Genomic DNA, 20,784 nt, shown 5'->3' with positions numbered 1-20,784 from the left:
AGTCATATACTCCCTACATATAAATTGGAAAATAAATAAAATGCTGTCATCTGTCACCTGATTGGGTATAAATGATTGATTATAAATATACTGCAGTGTGACAGCATGATGTGACGGCAAGGTGACGACAACTTTGCTGTCACTTTGTTGAAAGCAAGGATTTTATTGTTTCTCTGCTATGTGGGTACTTATTTCTCTATCCGGAGCGGTATTCAAGGATTATCAGACTATTACAGAAGAGAGAGTTTCAGTACTTGAAACTAAAAGTTCTATTGCTTGAAACTTCTGTTTCGTCAGTGGGAAACTTTAGTTTCATCGGTGAGAAACTCTAGTTTCACTTACTTGAAACTATGGTTTCAAAGGCCTGAAACTAAAGTTCTTCAACCTTGAAACTACTTTGGAAGCGTAGGCTTCAAGGTTAGAAACAGTTATCTCATAAGCGGGAATACAATAAAAAACATAATAGAAGACTATTGGATACTATTCAGTAAGTCTACTTTTCCTTCATTTACGAGTTTTAGGATTAGTTCTCCGAATAGCGTATTTTGCCATGCAAACCAGGAACGAGTAAAGTTCTTCGGGTCGTTCTTGTGGAAAGATTCATGCATGAACCCTGTTCCGGCATCCGTATCCATTAGCATTTTGATGCAGGTCTTGATTTCTGCGTCGTTTTGACTGGTGAATGCTTTCATCATAATACTCATGGGCCAAATCATGTCATATCCGATGTGCGGACCGCCAATTCCTTCGCCGGCAGTACCTTTGAAGAAGTAAGGATTATCTTCGCTCCATACAAACTTACGGGTATTCTGATAAATAGGATCGTTCACTTTCACATCTCCAAGATAAGGCAGGGCAATGAGACTCGGCACATTGGCATCATCCATTAACAGTTGGTTGCCGAAACCATCTACTTCGAAAGCATAGATTTTGCCATATTTCGGATGATTGTAAACCGCATACTTTTTCAGGGCTGCTTCCACTTCGTTCGACAGTGTAGTACATTCTTTAGCTAAATCAGGTTTCTTGTTGACTGTATTCAGAATCTCGGCAGCTTTGCGCAATGAAGTTACAGCAAAGAAGTTGGACGGAACGAGGAACTGGAAAGTTGTAGCATCATCCGAAGGACGGAAAGCAGAAGCAATCAGTCCGACCGGCTTTACAGGATTACCCCAGCCGTCGTTGGTCATCGTATCGAGTGCACGTTCCGTTTTGCGTTGGAAACGATAAGGACCTTTCGGATCTTCTTTTCGTTGCTGTTCCTTAAACGTTTTCAAAACCTTGGCGATGGCTGTAAGCCATTCGTCGGAGAATATACTGGCGTCTCCCGTCGTCTTCCAGTAATGATAAGCGAGACGGATAGGATAACAGAGCGAGTCGATTTCCCATTTACGTTCGTGCAGTTCGGGCTTCATGTCCGTAAGGTCGCTCATCCATTCGCCGCCTTCGGAATTCATGTTGAAAGCATTGGCATACGGGTCGATATTGATACACTTGAACTGACGTTTGATAACGCCGGCCAGCATTTTTTTCAGTTTCGCGTCTTTGTTGGCAAGTTGCACGTAAGGCCATACTTGTGCACCCGAATCGCGCAACCACATGGCGTGAATGTCACCCGTATAAACAAACGTATCATCTTTACCGTCAAAATGAACAGTAGTATCCAGTGTGTTCGGGAAACAGTTTTCGAACATCCATGCCAAGCGGACATTCGTCAGCAGTTGCTTGATATGCGCAATCTGTTGTTCCACAGCTTGCGAGACAAACAGACGTTTCGATGCTTCCGGACGGTTCGTCTGATAGTTGTTGATTTTGGTATTATCTTGTTGGATGACAAAATCACTGTTCGTTATAGCCTGCATATTGCTAGCACCAAAGAGTGCTATGGACAAACAAAAGGCTTTAGTTATATTCATGGTAATAGTCTTTTTTTGTTGATTAGTATTGATTATGAAAGTGTTGCGGAGAAGAAGTGTTAAATCTCTGCAAAGAATTCAATAAGACAGGCATTGTCGAGCAGCCATTTATACTGCTCCTTGTTATGTCCCGACCAATCCCTGCCTAATAATCCGTTTTCATCCCGGTAGTTTTCCCAGGCGTGAAGCGCATTTTCCACCATCGCATTGACATACGCCGGATTCTTGTCAATCTTATACAGAGCTTTCAGTCCTCTGAACAAGATCACGTTAAACCAGGCCATGTCTTTATGTACTTTGACAGTCGGGTCTTTCTTATCGGCTTTTGTGCGGAAAAAGGCATCTGTTCCTGCGGCTGTTTGCTGTGCATCGTGCAAATACTGCTCATCTCCCGTTTCCTCATAGAGCAATACACCCGCCTGAATCATCTGTCCACTGTTGTAGGCGTACTTCTCTTTGGAAACTTTCCCTTTCAGGTTGATGTTATCCCAGTAAAGATGGTCGGTAGGGTCGCACAGATGCTTTTTCGTCCAGGCATACGTCTCTTTTGCTTTTTCGAGGTATTTGGCATCCTTCGTCAGCCGGTACAACTTGACGCCGAGCACAGTAGACGGTGCATTGGAACAAGTATGTTTCGCTTCCTTCTGCTGTTCACACCAAAAGATGCCACCATCTATCTCGTCGTTCCATCCACTGTAGATATATTGATACAATGCAACGGCTTTTTCCAAAGATGTGGGTTTGTGAGTCAGTTGGTAATAATCGCAGTAATCCAGTGCAATCCAGATGTTATCGTCATAATAACGTCCGTGCTGCCCGTACTTGGTGGGGTATGACTGATAACAGGCCGGCAGGCGGCTGTTATCCCAATACTGTTCCATCCCCGGTAGAATTTTTTTCTCGAGAATCTTTTTGTACTTCTTGTTTTCGGTCGCTTTGTATAAAGCCACACAACCCGACATCATCCCGGAATACGGCCATAGAAAAGAAGCCTTCAGCGTTCCGTTCTGCTGCGTTCCGCCCGCCAGATAAGTAATTTTTTGGTCGGGATTGACAGGATACGTTTCTGTTAGTAGTCCGTCATTCGTCTGATAGAGATTCAATACATTAGATAGAATTGAGTCGGCAATAGAAAGATAACGGGTATTTCCCGGTGTCTTTCCCACTGCGGAGGTAAGGCAAAATAACATACAGGCTACAAAACATATATTTCTCATAGGAATATCGGGTTGTGTGGTGAAACTTTCAGGTTATAACTAGATACAAAGATTATTTCTGCTGACGCTGGTCGAACTCCAGTTCCACCTTTACGGGGAAATGGTCTGAAGGAGTGCGCGCCTGATAAGTCTTGATGTCGATTTCTTCCGGGCAATCGTTCGCCTGCTTCTTTTCTCCCTTGCCTACGATGCTGCGGTAAGTATCAGTCAGCACACCATATCTTTTCACTTGGAAAGACGGAGAAACGAATATATGGTCGATACGGCTTTCCGTAAAGCTGTTCGGGTCGAAGTCGTTGAACGTGCCGTTGATAGCATAGCGGAAGCCGGCCTTTTCGTAAGAGTCACACAATACCCCTTTGCTCACAAAAGCATCATAAGATTGGTGGGTCTGGTCGACATTGAAGTCTCCCGTCAGGATGGCCGGAAGCTCTTTGCCTTTGCCAAGTTCTTTCATCTTGTCCTGTACGAGGAATGCACTTTCCACACGTGCCTTCTTGCCGATATGGTCCATGTGCAGGTTGAAGAAAAGGAATTCGAAGCCGGTATCTTTGCATTTGAAGTGTCCCCAACTGCAAATACGCGGCAACACGGCATCCCATCCTTTGCTCGGCACGTCGGGAGTTTCCGACAACCAAAAATCACCTTTCTCTATCACGTCAAACTTGTCTGTGCGATAGAAAATAGCAGAATGTTCACCTTTCTCTTTGCCGTCGTCGCGACCTACACCGATATAATCATAACCGGGTAATGCCTCTTTTATATCTTTCAGTTGATGAATAAAGCACTCCTGCGTGCCGAAAATATCGAAATCGTGGTATTGCACTATTTGGGCAATGACCGGGTAACGTTGTCCCCAACCGTTTCCGTTGATTGAATCGCCACCGTTGGCGTTTCTCAAATTGTAGGAGGCAACGGTGATAGAAGTAGGCTGATAGTTACTTTGACAACCGCAAAAGACGATCGCAACAAGGGCAATTAGTAAAAGGTTTTTCAGTTTCATGTTTTTATAGTTTGTTTGGTAGATAATTCATTGATCTCCAAAAGTACAATATTTTATTCAAACGAAAGAGAGTAAGGTACATCTTTTTCTGTGGTTCCCCGTTGTTTATTGGGTACGGGGCTCATTTGAAATTGAATATTAGCACCTTTAATCAGCTGGTCATGTGTAAGGAAATTACGGGTTTGTGATTTCCCGTTTACTTTCATTTCCTTGATGTAGCGGTTGTCAAGCTGGTTGTTATCTGCCTTGATTGTGATGGTCTTTCCGTTCTCCAAATGTAACTTCGCTGATTTGAAGAGCGGGGTTCCTATGATATATTCATCCGTTCCCGGGCAAACCGGATAGAAACCGAGTGCGGAGAATACATACCAGGCGGAAGTCTGTCCGTTGTCTTCGTCACCGCAATAACCGTCGGGACCGGCGGTATATAGCTTGTTCATAATCTCACGTATCCAGTATTGGGCTTTCCAGGGCTCGCTCGAATAGTTGTAGAGATATACCATGTGCTGAATAGGCTGGTTGCCGTGCGCATATTGCCCCATGTTCATTACTTGCATTTCACGCATTTCGTGAATCATGCCGCGGCTTTCCATTCCCAGTTTACCCGGGATGACAAAGACGGAATCCATCATCGCGTTGAATTCTTTCTTGCCTCCCATCAGGTTGATAAGTCCTTGCGGGTCGTGGAATACGCAGAAGCTCCAGTGCCAGCTATTCCCTTCGCAAAATTCACCGCTCCAGTCCACTGCATCGAAATTCGGATTGAATACGCCTTTGTTGTCTTTGCCAACCATCAGTTTGCGTTCCGGGTGATAGACATTTTTGTAGTTCAGCGCGTGTTTCTTATAAATGTCGATTTCGCTCTCCGGTTTACCGAGTTTCTTGCCTAATGTATAAATTGCCCAGTCGTTGTAAGCATACTCCAATGTACGTGCAACGTTTTGTCCTATGCCGATATTGTTGGCAACATATCCCAGTTGGTTGTAAGATTCGTAACCGAGACGACCTGAAGCAGTCCCGCGAAGATGTGCATTTGCTCCATGTTTCAATGCTTCCCAAAGAGTTTCGATATCATATCCTCGCAATCCTTTGATGTAAGCGTCGGCCACTACGGAAGCCGAGTTGTTGCCTACCATACAATCCCGATGTCCCGGGCTGGCCCATTCCGGCAGGAAACCGCTTTCCTTGTAAGTATTTACTAGTCCCTCCTGCATCTTTTGATTCATTGACGGATACATCAGGTTGAGGAAAGGGAACAGGCAGCGGAACGTGTCCCAGAATCCGGTGTCGGTAAACATATAACCGGGACGCACTTCGCCGTTGTAGGGGCTGTAATGCATGACTTGTCCCTTAGCATCTATCTCGTAGAAACTGCGTGGAAAAAGCATGGAACGGTATAAACAGGAATAGAAGGTACGTAAATTATCGATATTATCGTCTTCTATCTCTATTTTACTCATTTCACGGTTCCAAATCTCTCTTCCGTTCGCTACCAGTTGGTCGAAACTGTTTTTGCCAAGCTCTTTGAGATTCAACTCCGCCTGTTCGGGGCTGATAAAGGAGGAAGCAACACGTGCGTGTACGATTTCTCCCTTTTTCGTGGCGAATCCGATCACGGCCCCTGTGTGGTTTCCTTTTGCTTCTGTTTCATTCGGAAGAATGTTGTTTTCGAAAACTGTGGAAACGAATGTGAACGGTTTGTCGAATTGAATCACGAAATAGTTTTTGAAGTTTTCCGGCACACCGCCGCTATTCTTGGTTGAATAGCCGATAATCTTGTTTTCTTCCGGAATCACTTTCACATAAGAACCTTTGTCGAAAGCGTCTACAATCACGTAGGCATTCTTTGTCTCCGGATACGTGAAACGGAACATGACGGCACGCTCCGTAGGAGCAAGCTCGGTTGTTACATCATGGTCGGCAAGGTATACCTTATAATAATAAGGTTTGGCAACTTCCGCTTTGTGAGAGAACCAACTGGCACGTCGGTCTTGGTCGAATACCAGTCCGCCGGTGATAGGCATGATGGCAAACTGCCCGTAGTCGTTCATCCAGGGACTGGGCTGATGTGTTTGTTTGAATCCCCGGATTTTGTCGGCATCATACGTGTACGCCCAACCGTCTCCCATTTTACCGGTCTGAGGTGTCCAGAAATTCATTCCCCACGGCAATGCCGTAGCCGGATACGTGTTTCCGGTAGACAGTTCAAACTTGGACTGAGTGCCTACCAGTGTGCTGACATAGTCTACCGGATTCTTAACGGCAGAAGATTGCAGGCTGTACAACACGGCACCTCCAAGAAATAGCAAGTGTTTAAATGAAAAATGTGTTTTCATGAACAAATGAATTTATAGATTTGAAAATAATTTCTACGACGAAAATAGGGAGAAAAGGAATGTGCTTCTAGTAATAGAGGGGCTAAATCGTTTCTTGTCGCTGAAATTAACTACTCTGGCACGGAGCTTTACTTATATTCCGGCCAAAAAAAAGCTCGGAATGTTTTTTTGTTTACCTTTGTCATATAGCAAATCTAAGAATAATACACTATGGGAAAACAGTTGTTTTTTATTCTATTCTTTTTTCTTAATCTGTTGATACATAACGCTTATGCTTATAATTTGAAGCAAGTTGCAGATAAAGAGTATATGTCTAATAGTTCGATTACATCTCTGTGCCAGGATGAGCGTGGATTGATGTGGATCGGGACCTGCGACGGGCTGAATATTTATGATGGACAGGAGATTGAGGAATTTAAGACTCGTGACAAGGAGGATTACTTATCTGGTAATCTGATTGACAATATTGTGTATACGGGCGAAGATATTTACTGGATTCAAACCTACTATGGGCTGAACCGTTTGAACCGGAAAACCAATACAATCACTCACTATAATGAATTTCAGAAACTCTTCTTTATGAATAAGGATAGTCATGGTAATCTGTTCATTATCCAGGATAGTAACTGCATTTATTATTATCATAAAAAAGAAGGAGTCTTCAAGAAAATCAATATCACGGGAATCCCGATTTCCGATATCGTAAACTTCTTTATCGACGGTAACAACCGGATGTGGGTAGTCATGAAAGGATATAACCGCTGTTATGATATACAGCAGGAAGCCGCATCGGGAGATATCACCCTGTTACCCCAGAAAACGAACCTGATTTATCAGACTTCCTTGATTTATTGTTTCAATGACGAGCAATCTCTTTATTACATAGACAAGGAATTTAATTTCTATGCTTTCCATATTCCGACCCAGAAGAATGAGTTTATTGCCAATCTGGGTAAGGAAATACAGGAACGTGGCAAAATTTCGTCCATCGTTCATTATCATAACAGCTATTTTGTGGGCTTTTTGATGGATGGTATTCTGCTGTTGGAGAAACAGAAGGAGACGAATCATTATCAAATTCAGTCGTTACCTATCAACAGCGGTGTATTCTGTCTCAAGAAAGACCGTTTTCAGGATGTTGTTTGGATTGGTACCGACGGGCAGGGTGTTTATCTTTATTCGAACCCGCTTTATTCTATCAAATCAATGGTGCTTAGCAATTATACCGAGAAAATAGAACGCCCCGTGCGTGCCATCTATCTTGATGATGAACGTACTTTCTGGGTGGGAACCAAAGGAAACGGAATTCTTAAAATCTATGATTACGAATTCGATAAAAACATCTCCGACTGTCGGGCGGAGGTGTTGACTACCTCTAATAGTGCTTTGAGTAGTAATGCCGTTTATTGTTTTGCCAAGAGCCACCGGAATTTGCTTTGGATAGGAGACGAAGAAGGATTAACTTATTATTCATATCGGGAAAAACGTATCAAGAGTATACCGATACGGATCGGTAACGAAGATTTTAAATACATCCATGGCATTTACGAAACAGCAGATTCCGAACTGTGGCTGGCGAGTGTCGGCATGGGAGTGGTGAAAGCTCGTATTGCCGGAACACCGGACAATCCGGTGATTGTGGATGCGCAACGTTACATCATCAATGACGGCGAACTGGGATCGAACTATTTCTTTACTATTTATGCGGAGAATGAAGCCAACCTGTTGTTTGGCAATAAGGGATATGGGGTATTCCGCTATAACGAAACGACGAATGGCCTGGAACCGGTGTCTACTCACAAATACGAAAACATGACCCTGAATAATATTCTCGCTATCAGTAAAGACAGCAGCAATAACTATCTTTTCGGAACGAGCTACGGATTGATAAAGTACACATCGGAAACCTCTTATCAGCTCTTCAATGCCAAGAATGGTTTCCTGAATAATACCATTCATGCAATTCTTAGAAACTCGTCCGACGACTTCTGGTTGAGCACCAATCTTGGATTAATCAATTTCGATACGAAAAGGAATGTCTTTCGTTCATACGGTTTTGGAGATGGTTTAAAGGTGGTAGAGTTTAGTGACGGAGCCGCTTTTCGGGATTCCCAGACTGGTACTCTGTTCTTTGGCGGAATCAATGGAGTCGTAGCTATCCGGGCGGATGGCCGTCCGGAGCAGCTTTATATGCCTCCTGTTTATTTTGATAAGCTGTCTATCTTCGGTGAACAATACAATCTGGGCGAATTTCTCACCCGGAAAAAAGAAACTGAAGTCTTGAATTTGCAGTATGACCAGAATTTCTTTTCTGTTTCATTTGCCTCTGTGGATTATCTGAATGGTAATAACTGTACCTATTTCTATAAACTAAAAGGATTGAGTGACCAATGGGTAAACAATGGTTCGGAAAGCGGAGTCTCTTTTACGAATATGGCTCCCGGCGAATATACCTTACTGGTGAAATATTACAATAGTGTCTTTGATAAAGAGAGTGATGTCTATTCTCTGGTGATTCGTATAGGTGATCCGTGGTATGCTTCCTGGTGGGCTTATTTGATTTATGCCCTGTGTCTGCTTTTACTGGCAGCCTTGCTGATACGTTCCTTTATCCTGCGCTCCAAACGTAAAAAGCAGGAATTGCTGAACGAGATAGAGAAACGCCATCAAAAGAATGTCTTTGAGTCCAAACTTCGTTTCTTTACTAATATCGCACATGAATTTTGTACTCCGCTGACTTTGATTTATGGTCCTTGCGGACGAATCCTTTCATCGAAGGGACTTAGTAAATTTGTCGTGGACTACGTACAGATGATTCAGACGAATGCGGAGCGTCTCAACAACCTGATTCATGAGTTGATCGAATTTCGTCGGATTGAAACGGGAAACAGGGAAGTGCGGGTTGAATCATTGAATGTGTCTTCCATTGTGAAAGGAATAGCCAAAACGTTTGTTGAAATGGCTAAATCCAGAAACATCACTTTCTTGAGCAAGATACCCGAGCAGGTGATGTGGAACTCGGACAAAGGATTCCTGAATACGATCATTATTAATCTGATTTCTAATGCCTTTAAATATACTCCCGACGGACAGAGTATCAAGATTGAAGTGGATACGAGCCGGGAAAATATGCTGGCTCTTCGTGTAGCAAATGAAGGAAGTACCATCAAGGAAAAGGATTTTCAGTATATTTTTAATCGGTATGCCATTTTGGATAATTTCGAGAATCAGGATGAAAAGAACTTTTCACGGAATGGCCTGGGGCTGGCTATTTCTTATAATATGGCTAAGTTGCTGAATGGTACATTGAAAGTGGAAAACACTTCTGACGGATGGGTGATGTTTACATTAACCTTGCCGGTCATGGAGCTGACTACCGGAGTGTCGGAAACCAAACGACTGATGGCGGAATATATCCCCAAGATAGATACTCAACCGATATTGAAACTTCCCCAGTATGAGTTTGATAAGATGCGTCCTACGCTTTTGGTTGTCGATGATGAAATCGAAATGCTATGGTTTATTGGAGAAATCTTCTCGGCTGACTTCAATGTGGTAACCTTGCAAGATCCCGAACGGCTGGATCAGGTGATGAATGAGGTTTATCCGAATGTGATTATCTGTGATGTCATGATGCCGGGAATGGGTGGCATTGAACTGACCAGGCGGATTAAATCGGTGAAAGAGACGGCGCATATTCCTATTATTGTGGTTTCCGGACGACACGAGATGGAACAACAGATGGAAGCCCTTTCTGCCGGTGCGGAAATGTATATCACAAAACCGTTTAGTGCGGAGTATCTTCGTATCTCTGTCTGTCAGGTGATAGAACGGAAAGAGGTGTTGAAAAATTATTTCAGTTCGCCGATCAGTTCTTTTGAAAAGTCGGACGGGAAGTTGACGCATAAAGAGTCGAAGAAGTTCCTACAGTCGGTTTTGAAGATTATCAATGATAATATAACGAACAAAGATTTGACTCCACGTTATATCGCCGATCGGCTGGCAATCAGTCCCCGGAGTCTTTATCGGAAGATGGAAGAGATAGGAGAGGATAGCCCGACCGATCTGATTAAGGAATGTCGTTTGCACATAGCGAAAGATTTATTGCTGACCACTAAAAAGACGATTGATGAAATTGTATTCGATTCGGGATTCTCGAACAAAGTTACTTTCTTTAAGGTGTTCCGTGAAAAGTATGAGTGCACGCCAAAAGAGTTTCGGATGAAACATTTGGAAGAGGTTCAGCAGTAGCCTGTGGCGGGAATTTTTAAAGAAAAAGAAGAAGTAAATATCCGTGTTAATATAGTAAATATCCGTGCCAAAAGGTAAAAAAGGATAGTTAATTTTCTTTTGGTAGAGTTTAGTGATTTTATCTTTGTCTCATTGAAGTTTTTAAGTAGATAAACTTGAAAAGTATTAATTTATTAATCTTTAATCTAATGAAAAGGAAACTTAGTTTTTTATTTCTTTCAGCATTGACCATTCCATTTTTTATGGTATCGTGCAGTGATGATAAAGAAGAACAGGAAGTGAAACCGGCAACAGATCTGGTTGTCGATAATAATTCGGTGACACTACTACAAGGAGACGAAATTACGGTGAGTATCACCTCCGGTAATGGCGATTATTATGTGAAGCCATTTGATGAAAACGTGGCGACGGCTACAATCAATGGTAATAAGGTGACTATTAAAGCTACCGAAAATAGCCAGTTGGAAGAAAATAACCGTACGGAAACTACTATATTAATAGTAGATGGACGTAAGAAAGTGGCTAGAGTGCTGGTTCGGGTAGCAAAACTCTGGGATTTGACGGTAGATGCACCGGAAGAAGGTTTTGACCTTTTTATCGGTGAAAAGAGACTGGTGAAGATTTTGACCGGTAACGGAGATTATCAGATTTCCATACCGGAAGGTGCTGATAAGTTTTTGGAAGTGGGTGAACTATCCGGACAAGTTATTCCGTTGACTGCCAAGTTCGAGACTGGAGCCGATCCGGTAAATATTACGATAACAGATAAGAAAGGTAAGACAATCACTATTCCTGTGGTAGTGAACATCGTGGATCTGACACTGAAAAGTAATGAAGCCACTTTTGCCGAACCGGATGCCGAATCTCAATATATCTCTATTGAGAGAGGTAATGGCGGATATAGTTTCACTTATCAGGTGGGAGACGGCGAGCCTACTACGGATGCAACGATTGTGGAAGCTACTGAAAAAGAGAACCTGATTACCTTGAAACCCAAAGCTAGAGGTGATGTGAAAGTGATTGTGACAGATCAGAAAGGTTCTGTGGAGGAGATTTCGGTGAAAGTGAATCCATATAACCTTAAACTGGAAGATGAAGCAACTTCTTTAATCATCGGTGGTTATGAGGCATCTACAGAAATAGCTATTACCAGAGGAAATGGTGATTATAAGTTGGCACAACTCACAGATGATAATAAAACCTATTTGAAAACCGCAGAATTGATTACGGAAGACGGGGCTACCAAGTTAAAACTAACAGGAAAGAAGCTCGGGGCTACCACACTGGAACTGTCTGATGCGGCAGGTCAGAAATTGACGTTACCAGTTTATGTGAATCCGGTATGTTATCGTATGGAATATGACGTATGCTTTAAAATTGATATTAAAAAGTATGCCGAATCACATTCAGAGGTGAAAAGTATGAATCAGCTTACTTTTGAGGTTGTGTTCTACCCGACTTATACTCGTTCTATGCAATCGTTTATAGGTTTGGAAAGTGTATTCCTGCTTCGTGCAGAAGCTAAGGATGTGAATCCGCGTTTTGAAATAGCCACTAAAATTAATGGTAAGAGTGATCCCCGTTTCCGTAGTCAGCAAACTATTTATTGCGATGATTCGGAAGGTGGACGTAAGACTCCGGGTAAATGGTATCATATAGCCATTGTATATGATGGAACGAAATCAAGTACTAAAGAGGCTTATAAAATGTATATAAACGGGGTGAGAGAAACGTTGACTCCTGCAGATAACTCTTATGAGGATTGTGCCCCTAATTCATCTCTCAATCTGACAGATGTAGGTGGAAATGATAAAGCACTGTTGATTGGACGTTCCGGAGATTCATATCGGGTAGGATATTGCAAAGTTTATCAGGCACGGATGTGGAAGAGAGCGTTGGACGAAAGTGAAATTAAAGCGAATATGTGCAAAATCCTTAATGCAGAAGAACACTCTGACTTGATGGGATATTGGGTATTCTCGAAAGGTGTCGGAGGTACTACAGTTTTTGAAAATTGGGGAAATGGCGGCAGCGGATTGGATGCGCAAGTTTGTTTGCAGAATATAAGCGAAAATAAACCTGCCTGGGGAGCGGAACTTCCTGCAACTTATAATGGAGATAAGAGCCGCTTTGAACCAATTGAATGTCCTCATTCATACTAAAACTAGGAATATAATAATATGAGAAACAATATGATAACAAAAAAACTAATCAAATTTGCCCTGCTGTTTTTTCTTATCGGACTGACGGCTTGTGACAATAAACTGAATCCGGGATTTGATCCGGATGATTATGAACCGATTGTTCCGCCTGAACCTGTTAGAACAATGGATGCAATGGCTAGTGGCGAGCGAGTAGTACTTTCGGGTGCTTCGTTGACGGATATTGTTCTGAAATGGACGCCTACCGAGAAACACGGAAATACAGTATATCGTTATGAAGTATTGATTGATACGATCGGGGGAGACTTTACCAAACCGGTAGAAACGATCTTTTCTGACAATAACGGTTTGGAATCGCAGTTGACTTTAACCCATTATCAGGCAAACACAATAGGTAAACTGGCTAAATTCCGTTGCAATACCAACGGCACACTGCGTTGGAAGGTGCGTGCTTATTGCGGATTGGATCAGGCTCTTAGTAGTCTGGAAGGTTATTTCGTAATTTTTATGATGGACGGCATTGATGATATGCCTTCTGAAAACGAGCCGGTTTATATCACTGGTGTGGGCACGGAAGATGATGGTGATGAAGCGGAAGCACAACAAATGCTCCGTCAGAATGAAGGAATCTATCAGACTTTCACTCAATTGAAAGCCGACCAGCCATTTATATTTATGTCTACTGTAGAAGGTCGCAAATGCTATTATTATGTAGACGACAACGGAGTGTTGCGTGAGCGTAATGATGGTGAAGACTATACAGTTACGGTTCCTCAATCAGGCATCTACCGGATTACCATCAATATGGGTGAACAAACGATCAGTTACGATGAAATAGGAGCTGTATATCTTTATAACCATTCGGGTGGGTATAGACAGGATTTCAACTATCTGGGATATGGCAAATGGGGTGTGAAGAATTATACTGCCCGGAAACAAACGGAAAGTTGGGCAGGAAGCGGTGAAACCCGTCATAGCTTTAAGATGGAAATCAACGGAACAACCTACCGTTGGGGACATAAGGAGAAAGATAAAGGGCAACCGAATCTGACTACCGACAACAGCTATTATAATTTATATCAACTGGCATTGGGCACAGATCCATGGGATTACAGTTTCCGTTTCTGCGACGAATTACTGCAATGGGGCGAAAAGCAGGGAAATGTCTATTATGCTACGGTGAAAACCGATGTAACCCTCTATTTCAATGCAGAGTTTGGAACGTACACCCACCGTTGGGTAGCTTCGGAAACGAATGAAGATTAAAACTGAATAATAATATGAAGAACTATATAGTATCATTATCAAAAAGAGCTTTGTTGTTAAGCGGTGCACTGGCAATATTTACAGCTTGTGACGACGGCGATCTGGGAGACATCTACAAAGGTAATTCATCCGGTGAATATGTGTCGGATGTGAACTGGACAGATGCAGCCGACAAAAGTACGGGAACTTATATCAAATATTTCTATGAGAATGCCAGCGGACGGGATACCTTTTGCGGAAGCATTTACTGGGAAAAACCGAATACACCGGAAACCGGAGAACCGGCAAGCACGGGCGGTAGCGGCGGATGGTCGCAGGGACATGCATTGGACATCGTGATCGATGCTTATATCCGTCACGCAAACAATCCCGAATATCAAGCTCATTTGTATGAAAACATCATGAAACCTTTCCTGCCGGCTTTTGATGACTGGAATGAACATTGCGGTTATGGTGGCAAAGACTTCTGGAATAACTTCTATGATGATATGGAATGGATGGCACTGTCTTGTCTGCGGGTTTATGAATTGACTGGCGATCAGGATTACTACAGTGCGTTGATGAAGATGTGGAACCATATCAAGGGAGCGAAGAATGACTATAAAGGGGTAGGAGGAATGGCATGGAAAACGGATGCGCCGGCTTCACGTATGTCTTGTTCCAATGGTCCCGGTTGCCTTCTGGCTATGAAATTGTATCAACTTACCGTTAAGGAGGCTAAAGACGGCTGGGAAGAGCAGGCTGCTTATTACCTGAACTTCGCTAAAGAGGTATACAACTGGATGACGGCTTATCTGTGTGATATTTCCACCGGACAGGTATATGATAATCTTAGTATTAAAGATGACGGAACACCGGGAGATCCTGATAAAGTAGCCTTGTCTTATAATCAGGGAACATTTATGGCGGCTGCCCTGGAATTGTACAACGCTACCGGTGAGGATGAATATCTTCGTAATGCGGTTGCTTTCGGCTCTTACCAGGTGAATAAGAAGATGGATTCCAACTATCCGGTATTCAGTGGTGAAGGAAATTCGGGAGATAATCTTTTATTCCGTGGAATATTTGTCCGTTACTTCCTGGATATGGTGAAACAGCCGACTAACAGCCTTTATCCGGAAAAGACCAAGAATAAGTTTATCGCTGCATTGCGCAGCTGTTCTGATGTGCTTTGGACGTTGGCTCATCCCGAAGGCTATTATGTGTGGGAGTACGATTGGGCAAAAGCACCGACCTTCGGTAATCGTGACAACAGGGAAGATCGCCTGACAATTTCCTTGAATGCGGAAGTCCCGGGAGCAACAATGATTGAAATCCGTGCCCGTTATGAAGACTGGGTGCAAGGTAAAGCAACGGAAAAGGCCAACTGGGTCGGACCGGATTTCGGTAAGAAAGCAGAGGAATAAGATTGATTTATTACACATAGAAAATCGAAAAGAAAGATGATACATATAAAAAGAAATATTTGTCTGGTGGCTGTTTCTTGCACTCTTCTTGCAGGTATACCTTTGCAGGGTGTGGCGCAAACGGGAAGAACGGCAAAGGTGCAGGCCACACAAAGTAATAAAATAACAGTGTCGGGTACGGTATTGGACAAGACGACAAATGACCCGTTGATCGGTGTGTCTGTTGTCGTGAAAGGGGTGGCCAATGCAGGTACGATTACAGATATGGATGGTAAGTTTACATTGAAACTGCCTTATGCGGAAGCTCCGTTGGTGTTTTCTTACCTGGGTTACCAGCCGCAGGAAATTGTTCCCGGTGCAAAGAAGGAACTGACTGTCTTACTACAGGAAGATACGAAAGCCTTGCAGGAAGTGGTTGTGGTAGGTTATACCAAACAACGTAAAGAAACGATGATCGGTTCTGTTGCTACCATCACGACAAAAGATCTGACGCAAAGTCCTACTGCCAATATCAACAATGCGCTTGCCGGACGTCTGCCGGGGTTGATTGTAAACCAGTATGCGGGTGGTGAACCGGGTGTGGATCAAAGTGAATTGTTTATCCGTGGTAAGGCAACTTACGGTAACCAGAGTGCCATTGTCATTGTCGATGGAATCGAACGTGACATGAGTTACCTCGCACCGGATGAAATTGAAACATTCACTATCCTGAAAGATGCTTCCGCCACTGCCGCTTATGGTATCCGTGGTGCAAATGGTGTAATCGTTATTACTACCAAACGTGGTAAGGCAGCGGAAAAGGCAACCGTGAACCTGAAAGCCTCTATCGGTATTAACCAGCCGATCGGTTTCCCCGAATATTTAGGCTCTGCCGATTATGCAACTTTATATAATGAAGCCAGATTGAACGATGCCAAGATGACGGGCGCAGACATCAGCAGTTTGAACCTTTTCTCTCAACAGGCGATTGACAATTTCCGCCGTGCGAAAGGAGACAACTCCGATGGTTTGGGATATGACTGGGATTATTATGATTTTGCCTTCAAACCCGGTTTGCAGGAAGATGTCAGCCTCTCCATCCGTGGAGGTACGGACAAGGTACGTTATTATGTATTGGCCAATTACTTTTCACAAGGCGGTAACTACAAATATTCGAATGCCGGTGAATATGACTCGCAAACCAAGTTCACCCGTTACAACTTCCGTTCGAACATCGATATCAACATTAATCGTTATTTGAGTACCCGTTTGGATTTGGGGGCCCGTATTACCGACCGTAATGCACCGGGTACAACAGCCGGTCGCCTGATGACCATCTGTGCTACCCAGCCTCCATATCTGCCCATCCTGGTGGAAGAAAATGCGCATCCGCAGAATGAGGAATACATTCAGCAAAATCCTCGTGGAATGCTTTATGGTGACAATATCTACCGTTACAATCTTCTGGGTGAATTGAGCCGTACCGGTTATCTGAATGAAAAGAACACGTATCTGAATGGTAGTTTTGCCATGAATCTGGATATGGAATTTCTGACGAAAGGATTAAAAGCGGAAGTGATGTTCTCTTATGATGCTTCTGAAGGACGCTGGATTAATCGCAAACTGGATACTTACAAAGACGGTTATCGTGAATATCCGAAATATGCGACGTTTATGCCAATCGAAGGTTCGGATGCTTATATGGCAGGCGGACACTATACGGGTGCTTATAAAACGGGTAACAAATATGATATTGACCAGACTATTGGCAACGGATTCAGTCATAACGCTTCTGACGGACGTACTTATATACAGGCACGTTTGGATTACAACCGTTTGTTTAGCAACCGCCACGAAGTGACCGCCATGTTATTGGCAAACCGTGGTAACCGTACTGTTAACAATGAACTGGCTTATCATAGCCAGGGTATCACCGGACGCTTTGCTTATTATTATAATCAGAAGTATCTGATGGAATTTAACTTCGGTTACAATGGTTCCGAAAACTTCACTCCGGGCAAACGTTACGGGTTCTTCCCAGCTGGTTCAATCGGTTGGGTAGTCTCTGAAGAGGAATTTATGAAAAAGGCTTCCTGGATTGACTTCCTGAAAGTAAGAGCCTCCTATGGTTTGGTAGGTAGTGACAATGTCAGCAGCCGTTTCCCATATCTGGCTTTCTACGGTAGTGGCAGTGGTTATGATTTCGGTAATAACTTTGGTACGAATGTAGGCGGTACTTCCGAAGGTAATCTGGCTAATGCGAATCTGACTTGGGAGAAAGCCCGTAAACTGAATGTCGGTATCGACTTTACTACCCTGAACCAACGTTTGGCATTGACGATAGATGCATTTTATGAATATCGTTTTGACATTATTACAGATATGAATAGTGACGGTATCATGGGATATCCGGATATTGTAGGTAAAGATGCAGCTTTACAGAATCTGGGTGAAGTAAGCAACCGCGGTGTGGATATCGAATTGAGCTGGAATGATAAGATTGGAAAGGATTTCCGTTACTATATTCGTCCGAACCTGACTTTCTCCCGCAACCGTTTGGAATATAAAGCGGAAGTTGCCCGCAAGAACTCCTGGCGTAAAGAAACCGGTAAACGTTTATACGAAAACTTCGTCTATGTGTTCGATCATTTTGTAGCCGATCAGGAAGAGGCTGACCGCTTGAACAAGATCGGTTATCAGCCGTGGGGACAATTAATTCCGGGAGATGTTGTTTATAAGGATTTGGATCGTAACGGAGTGATTGATGATGAAGACCGTACAGCAATGGGAAATCCGCGTAGTCCGGAACTGATGTTCGGTATTCCTTTCGGTTTCCAGTATAAGAACTTTGATTTTAGTGTATTATTGCAAGGTGCGACAAAATCATCTATTCTGTTGAATGGGGCTGCTGTATTTGACTTCCCGCAATTTGAACAAGATAAGATCGGACGTGTGAAGAAAATGCATCTGGACCGTTGGACACCGGAAACGGCTGCTACTGCCAAATATCCGGCATTGCATTATGGAACACATGATAACAACAAGAATGGAAACAGTAGTTTGTTTTTGTATGATGCTTCCTACCTGCGTCTTAAGAATGTGGAAATTGGTTACAATGTATCACCCAAATTATTACGTAAATTCCATGTGCAACAGGCACGTATCTATGTGCAAGGTCTGAATCTGTTGACTTTTGATAAACTGGGTGATGTGGATATAGATCCGGAAACGAAATCCGGAGACGGAGCTTCCTGGTATCCTATTCAAAAGGTATTCAATTTTGGTATTGATATAACATTCTAAATAAGATAGAAATATGAAAAAGTTATATAGATTTTCAGCAATTGCTTTATTGGTCCTGCCGTTGGTCTTTACTTCATGTAGCGATTACCTGGATCGGGACGATGATGATAATATTACGGAAGCGGACGTTTTTGCCCGTTACGAAAAAGTGAACGGACTGGTTTCCGACGTATACGCGGCTGCAAAGAAAGCAGACCGTCCGCTGGTGTTCTTCGAGCACTTCAGCAACAGTGCCATTACGGACGAATGTGAAGGAACCAACGTAGAGGGAAACATTACGAATAACTTCAATAACGGTGCCTGGAACCCAAATTCTTTGCCCGGTAGTGTAGGGCAATATTGGGAAGCTCTTTATGAAGGAATCCGTAAAGCGAACCTGATTATAGAAAATGTACAGAAGTATAACACGCCCGACAACCCACAGCAGGATGGTGATCTTCGCAACCGTATCGGTGAGATGTATTTCATGCGTGGTTATTTCCACATGCTGTTATTGCGTATGTATGGCGAAGCTCCTTATATTGACCGTGTGATTAATGCCGGAGATAATATGGACTTCAAGAAAGAATCTGTTCATTCGATGGTTGAAAAGATTGTGACGGATGCGCAAACTGCTTATGGCATGGTTCCTAATAAATATGTGAAAACTTCCGAGAATTTTGGCCGTGTGGATAAGGGAGCCTGTCTGGGATTGATTTCTTTTGTTCGCTGGGTAGCGGCTACTCCGTTGTGGAACGGTGCTTCTCAATATGGATACAACTTGCGTCGTGTGTTTGAAAATGAGTATGCTTATGATGCTACTCGTTGGAGAAAAGCCAAAGAAGCGGCTAAAGCCGTTTTGGATTTCGAAGTCGGCGGAACCAAGCGTTATTCTCTCTATACGAAACATGATGCAAATGATTTCAAGGATCCGGCTGACGGTAATCTGAATGACAGCCGTGTATATGCTCGTTTGTGGGATATGTTTTATGATATGGATGCCTTTGCCAATGAGTATGTGTTCTTTATGACGAAGAGCAAGGATCAGGCATGGCAGGGTGATATTTATCCGCCCAGCCGTGAGGGAAGTTCGCGCCAGCAACCGGTGCAGGAACAAGTGGATGAATACGAATATATCGTAGGTGATTATGGCTATCCGGTATATTCGGCAGAAGCCCGCAAAGGTGGCTATGATGATACTAATCCGTATGTGAAAGGTACTCGTGACCCGCGTTTCTATCGTGATGTAATTTATCACGGAGCTCCTTACCGTAATAATAAGAACGAGTCGAAAACGATCAATACGGCGAGTGGTTCCGATAAGATTGGTGCTACCAATGCAACTACTACCGGTTATTATTTACGTAAATTCCAACAGGAGTCATGGAACAAATCCGGTAACTTCAGTATCAATGCGCCCGCCATCTGGCGTCTTCCGGAGTTTATTTATATTTATGCAGAGGCTTGTAATGAATTGGGCGAGGATATCGATGAAGCTTATAAATTGGTGAATACGGTTCGTGAACGTTCTTTTATGAAACCGATGCCGCCGGAAGTAAAGACTAATCAACAGTTGATGCGTGAATACATTCAGCGCGAACGTCGCGTGGAACTTTTTTATGAAGGAAAACGTCCGTGGACTTGCCGCTTGTATCTGGAACCCACCAGTAAGGAAGAGCTAGCAAAGGAAAGCCTTTGGAAATCGAGCGGGAGTGACAATTCAAAACGTACACAGAAATACTGGGCTGCCAATAACGGTGCATTGCCCCGTTGCCAGCGAATGATTAACGGAATGCGTCCGGTGCAGGATGAGAATGGGGCCATTACGGTTGACGGTGTGAAATATAGAATGGAGCGTTTCTGCGTGGAAGAACGTACGTTCTCTATTCAGCATTATCTGTTCCCGATTCGCCAGAGTGAGTTGCAGAAGACACCGACCATTGAACAAAATCCCGGATGGTAAACC

Annotated in this window: 10 protein-coding genes; 6 read left to right on the top strand and 4 right to left on the bottom strand. The window is 43.3% G+C overall.

What is annotated here, in order from left to right:
• Positions 1–470 precede the first annotated feature (470 nt).
• The 4 genes from KFO40_RS11950 to KFO40_RS11935 are packed head-to-tail and all read right to left on the bottom strand — an operon-like array spanning position 471 to position 6,472.
• Positions 471–1,916, bottom strand: coding sequence for a glycoside hydrolase family 125 protein (locus KFO40_RS11950; RefSeq protein ID WP_211146394.1), 1,446 nt, complete (start codon positions 1,914–1,916; stop codon positions 471–473).
• Between the two features lie 59 nt (positions 1,917–1,975).
• Positions 1,976–3,133 carry a glycoside hydrolase family 76 protein gene (locus KFO40_RS11945; protein ID WP_410489902.1) on the bottom strand — a complete coding sequence of 386 codons (1,158 nt, stop codon included), beginning with the start codon at positions 3,131–3,133 and terminating at the stop codon, positions 1,976–1,978.
• Between the two features lie 52 nt (positions 3,134–3,185).
• The gene (locus KFO40_RS11940; RefSeq protein ID WP_004321023.1) at positions 3,186–4,136 is read right to left on the bottom strand and encodes an endonuclease/exonuclease/phosphatase family protein; all 951 of its coding nucleotides are present in this window, start codon (positions 4,134–4,136) and stop codon (positions 3,186–3,188) included.
• Positions 4,137–4,189: 53 nt separating this feature from the next.
• Complete coding sequence (locus tag KFO40_RS11935) at positions 4,190–6,472, bottom strand: GH92 family glycosyl hydrolase (protein ID WP_004299912.1); 2,283 nt, start codon at positions 6,470–6,472, stop codon at positions 4,190–4,192.
• Positions 6,473–6,682: 210 nt separating this feature from the next.
• On the opposite strand from KFO40_RS11935, the gene KFO40_RS11930 reads away from it, so the two are divergent.
• The 6 genes from KFO40_RS11930 (at position 6,683) to KFO40_RS11905 (ending at position 20,781) form a co-directional block, all read left to right on the top strand.
• On the top strand, positions 6,683–10,723 hold the full coding sequence (locus KFO40_RS11930; protein ID WP_211146393.1) for a response regulator: 4,041 nt from the start codon (positions 6,683–6,685) through the stop codon (positions 10,721–10,723).
• Between the two features lie 188 nt (positions 10,724–10,911).
• Positions 10,912–12,885 carry a LamG-like jellyroll fold domain-containing protein gene (locus tag KFO40_RS11925; protein WP_022276190.1) on the top strand — a complete coding sequence of 658 codons (1,974 nt, stop codon included), beginning with the start codon at positions 10,912–10,914 and terminating at the stop codon, positions 12,883–12,885.
• Positions 12,886–12,903: 18 nt separating this feature from the next.
• The gene (locus tag KFO40_RS11920; protein ID WP_004299915.1) at positions 12,904–14,151 is read left to right on the top strand and encodes a SusE domain-containing protein; all 1,248 of its coding nucleotides are present in this window, start codon (positions 12,904–12,906) and stop codon (positions 14,149–14,151) included.
• Positions 14,152–14,165: 14 nt separating this feature from the next.
• Complete coding sequence (locus tag KFO40_RS11915) at positions 14,166–15,557, top strand: glycoside hydrolase family 76 protein (RefSeq protein ID WP_004299916.1); 1,392 nt, start codon at positions 14,166–14,168, stop codon at positions 15,555–15,557.
• 36 nt (positions 15,558–15,593) lie between these two features.
• A complete protein-coding gene (locus KFO40_RS11910) occupies positions 15,594–18,839 on the top strand; it encodes a SusC/RagA family TonB-linked outer membrane protein (protein ID WP_008645247.1) in 3,246 nt (1,081 codons plus the stop codon).
• A 13-nt stretch (positions 18,840–18,852) separates the two neighbouring features.
• A complete protein-coding gene (locus KFO40_RS11905; protein WP_004299918.1) occupies positions 18,853–20,781 on the top strand; it encodes a RagB/SusD family nutrient uptake outer membrane protein in 1,929 nt (642 codons plus the stop codon).
• The last annotated feature ends 3 nt before the right edge of the window (positions 20,782–20,784 follow it).

This window comes from Bacteroides sp. 1001302B_160321_D4 (assembly GCF_015667765.1).
GTDB classification, from domain to species: Bacteria; Bacteroidota; Bacteroidia; order Bacteroidales; family Bacteroidaceae; genus Bacteroides; species Bacteroides xylanisolvens.
The sequence above is the reverse complement of the archived record's forward strand: the minus strand, read 5'-3'. Positions and strand labels throughout refer to the sequence as shown.

Bases quoted from the DNA above. Each gene is read 5' to 3' on its own strand.
- KFO40_RS11950 (WP_211146394.1), bottom strand. From the start codon at position 1,916: ATGAATATAACTAAAGCCTTTTGTTTGTCCATAGCACTCTTTGGTGCT.
- KFO40_RS11925 (WP_022276190.1), top strand. From the start codon at position 10,912: ATGAAAAGGAAACTTAGTTTTTTATTTCTTTCAGCATTGACCATTCCA.
- KFO40_RS11905 (WP_004299918.1), top strand. From the start codon at position 18,853: ATGAAAAAGTTATATAGATTTTCAGCAATTGCTTTATTGGTCCTGCCG.
- KFO40_RS11930 (WP_211146393.1), top strand. From the start codon at position 6,683: ATGGGAAAACAGTTGTTTTTTATTCTATTCTTTTTTCTTAATCTGTTG.
- KFO40_RS11915 (WP_004299916.1), top strand. From the start codon at position 14,166: ATGAAGAACTATATAGTATCATTATCAAAAAGAGCTTTGTTGTTAAGC.
- KFO40_RS11945 (WP_410489902.1), bottom strand. From the start codon at position 3,133: ATGAGAAATATATGTTTTGTAGCCTGTATGTTATTTTGCCTTACCTCC.
- KFO40_RS11940 (WP_004321023.1), bottom strand. From the start codon at position 4,136: ATGAAACTGAAAAACCTTTTACTAATTGCCCTTGTTGCGATCGTCTTT.
- KFO40_RS11935 (WP_004299912.1), bottom strand. From the start codon at position 6,472: ATGAAAACACATTTTTCATTTAAACACTTGCTATTTCTTGGAGGTGCC.
- KFO40_RS11910 (WP_008645247.1), top strand. From the start codon at position 15,594: ATGATACATATAAAAAGAAATATTTGTCTGGTGGCTGTTTCTTGCACT.
- KFO40_RS11920 (WP_004299915.1), top strand. From the start codon at position 12,904: ATGAGAAACAATATGATAACAAAAAAACTAATCAAATTTGCCCTGCTG.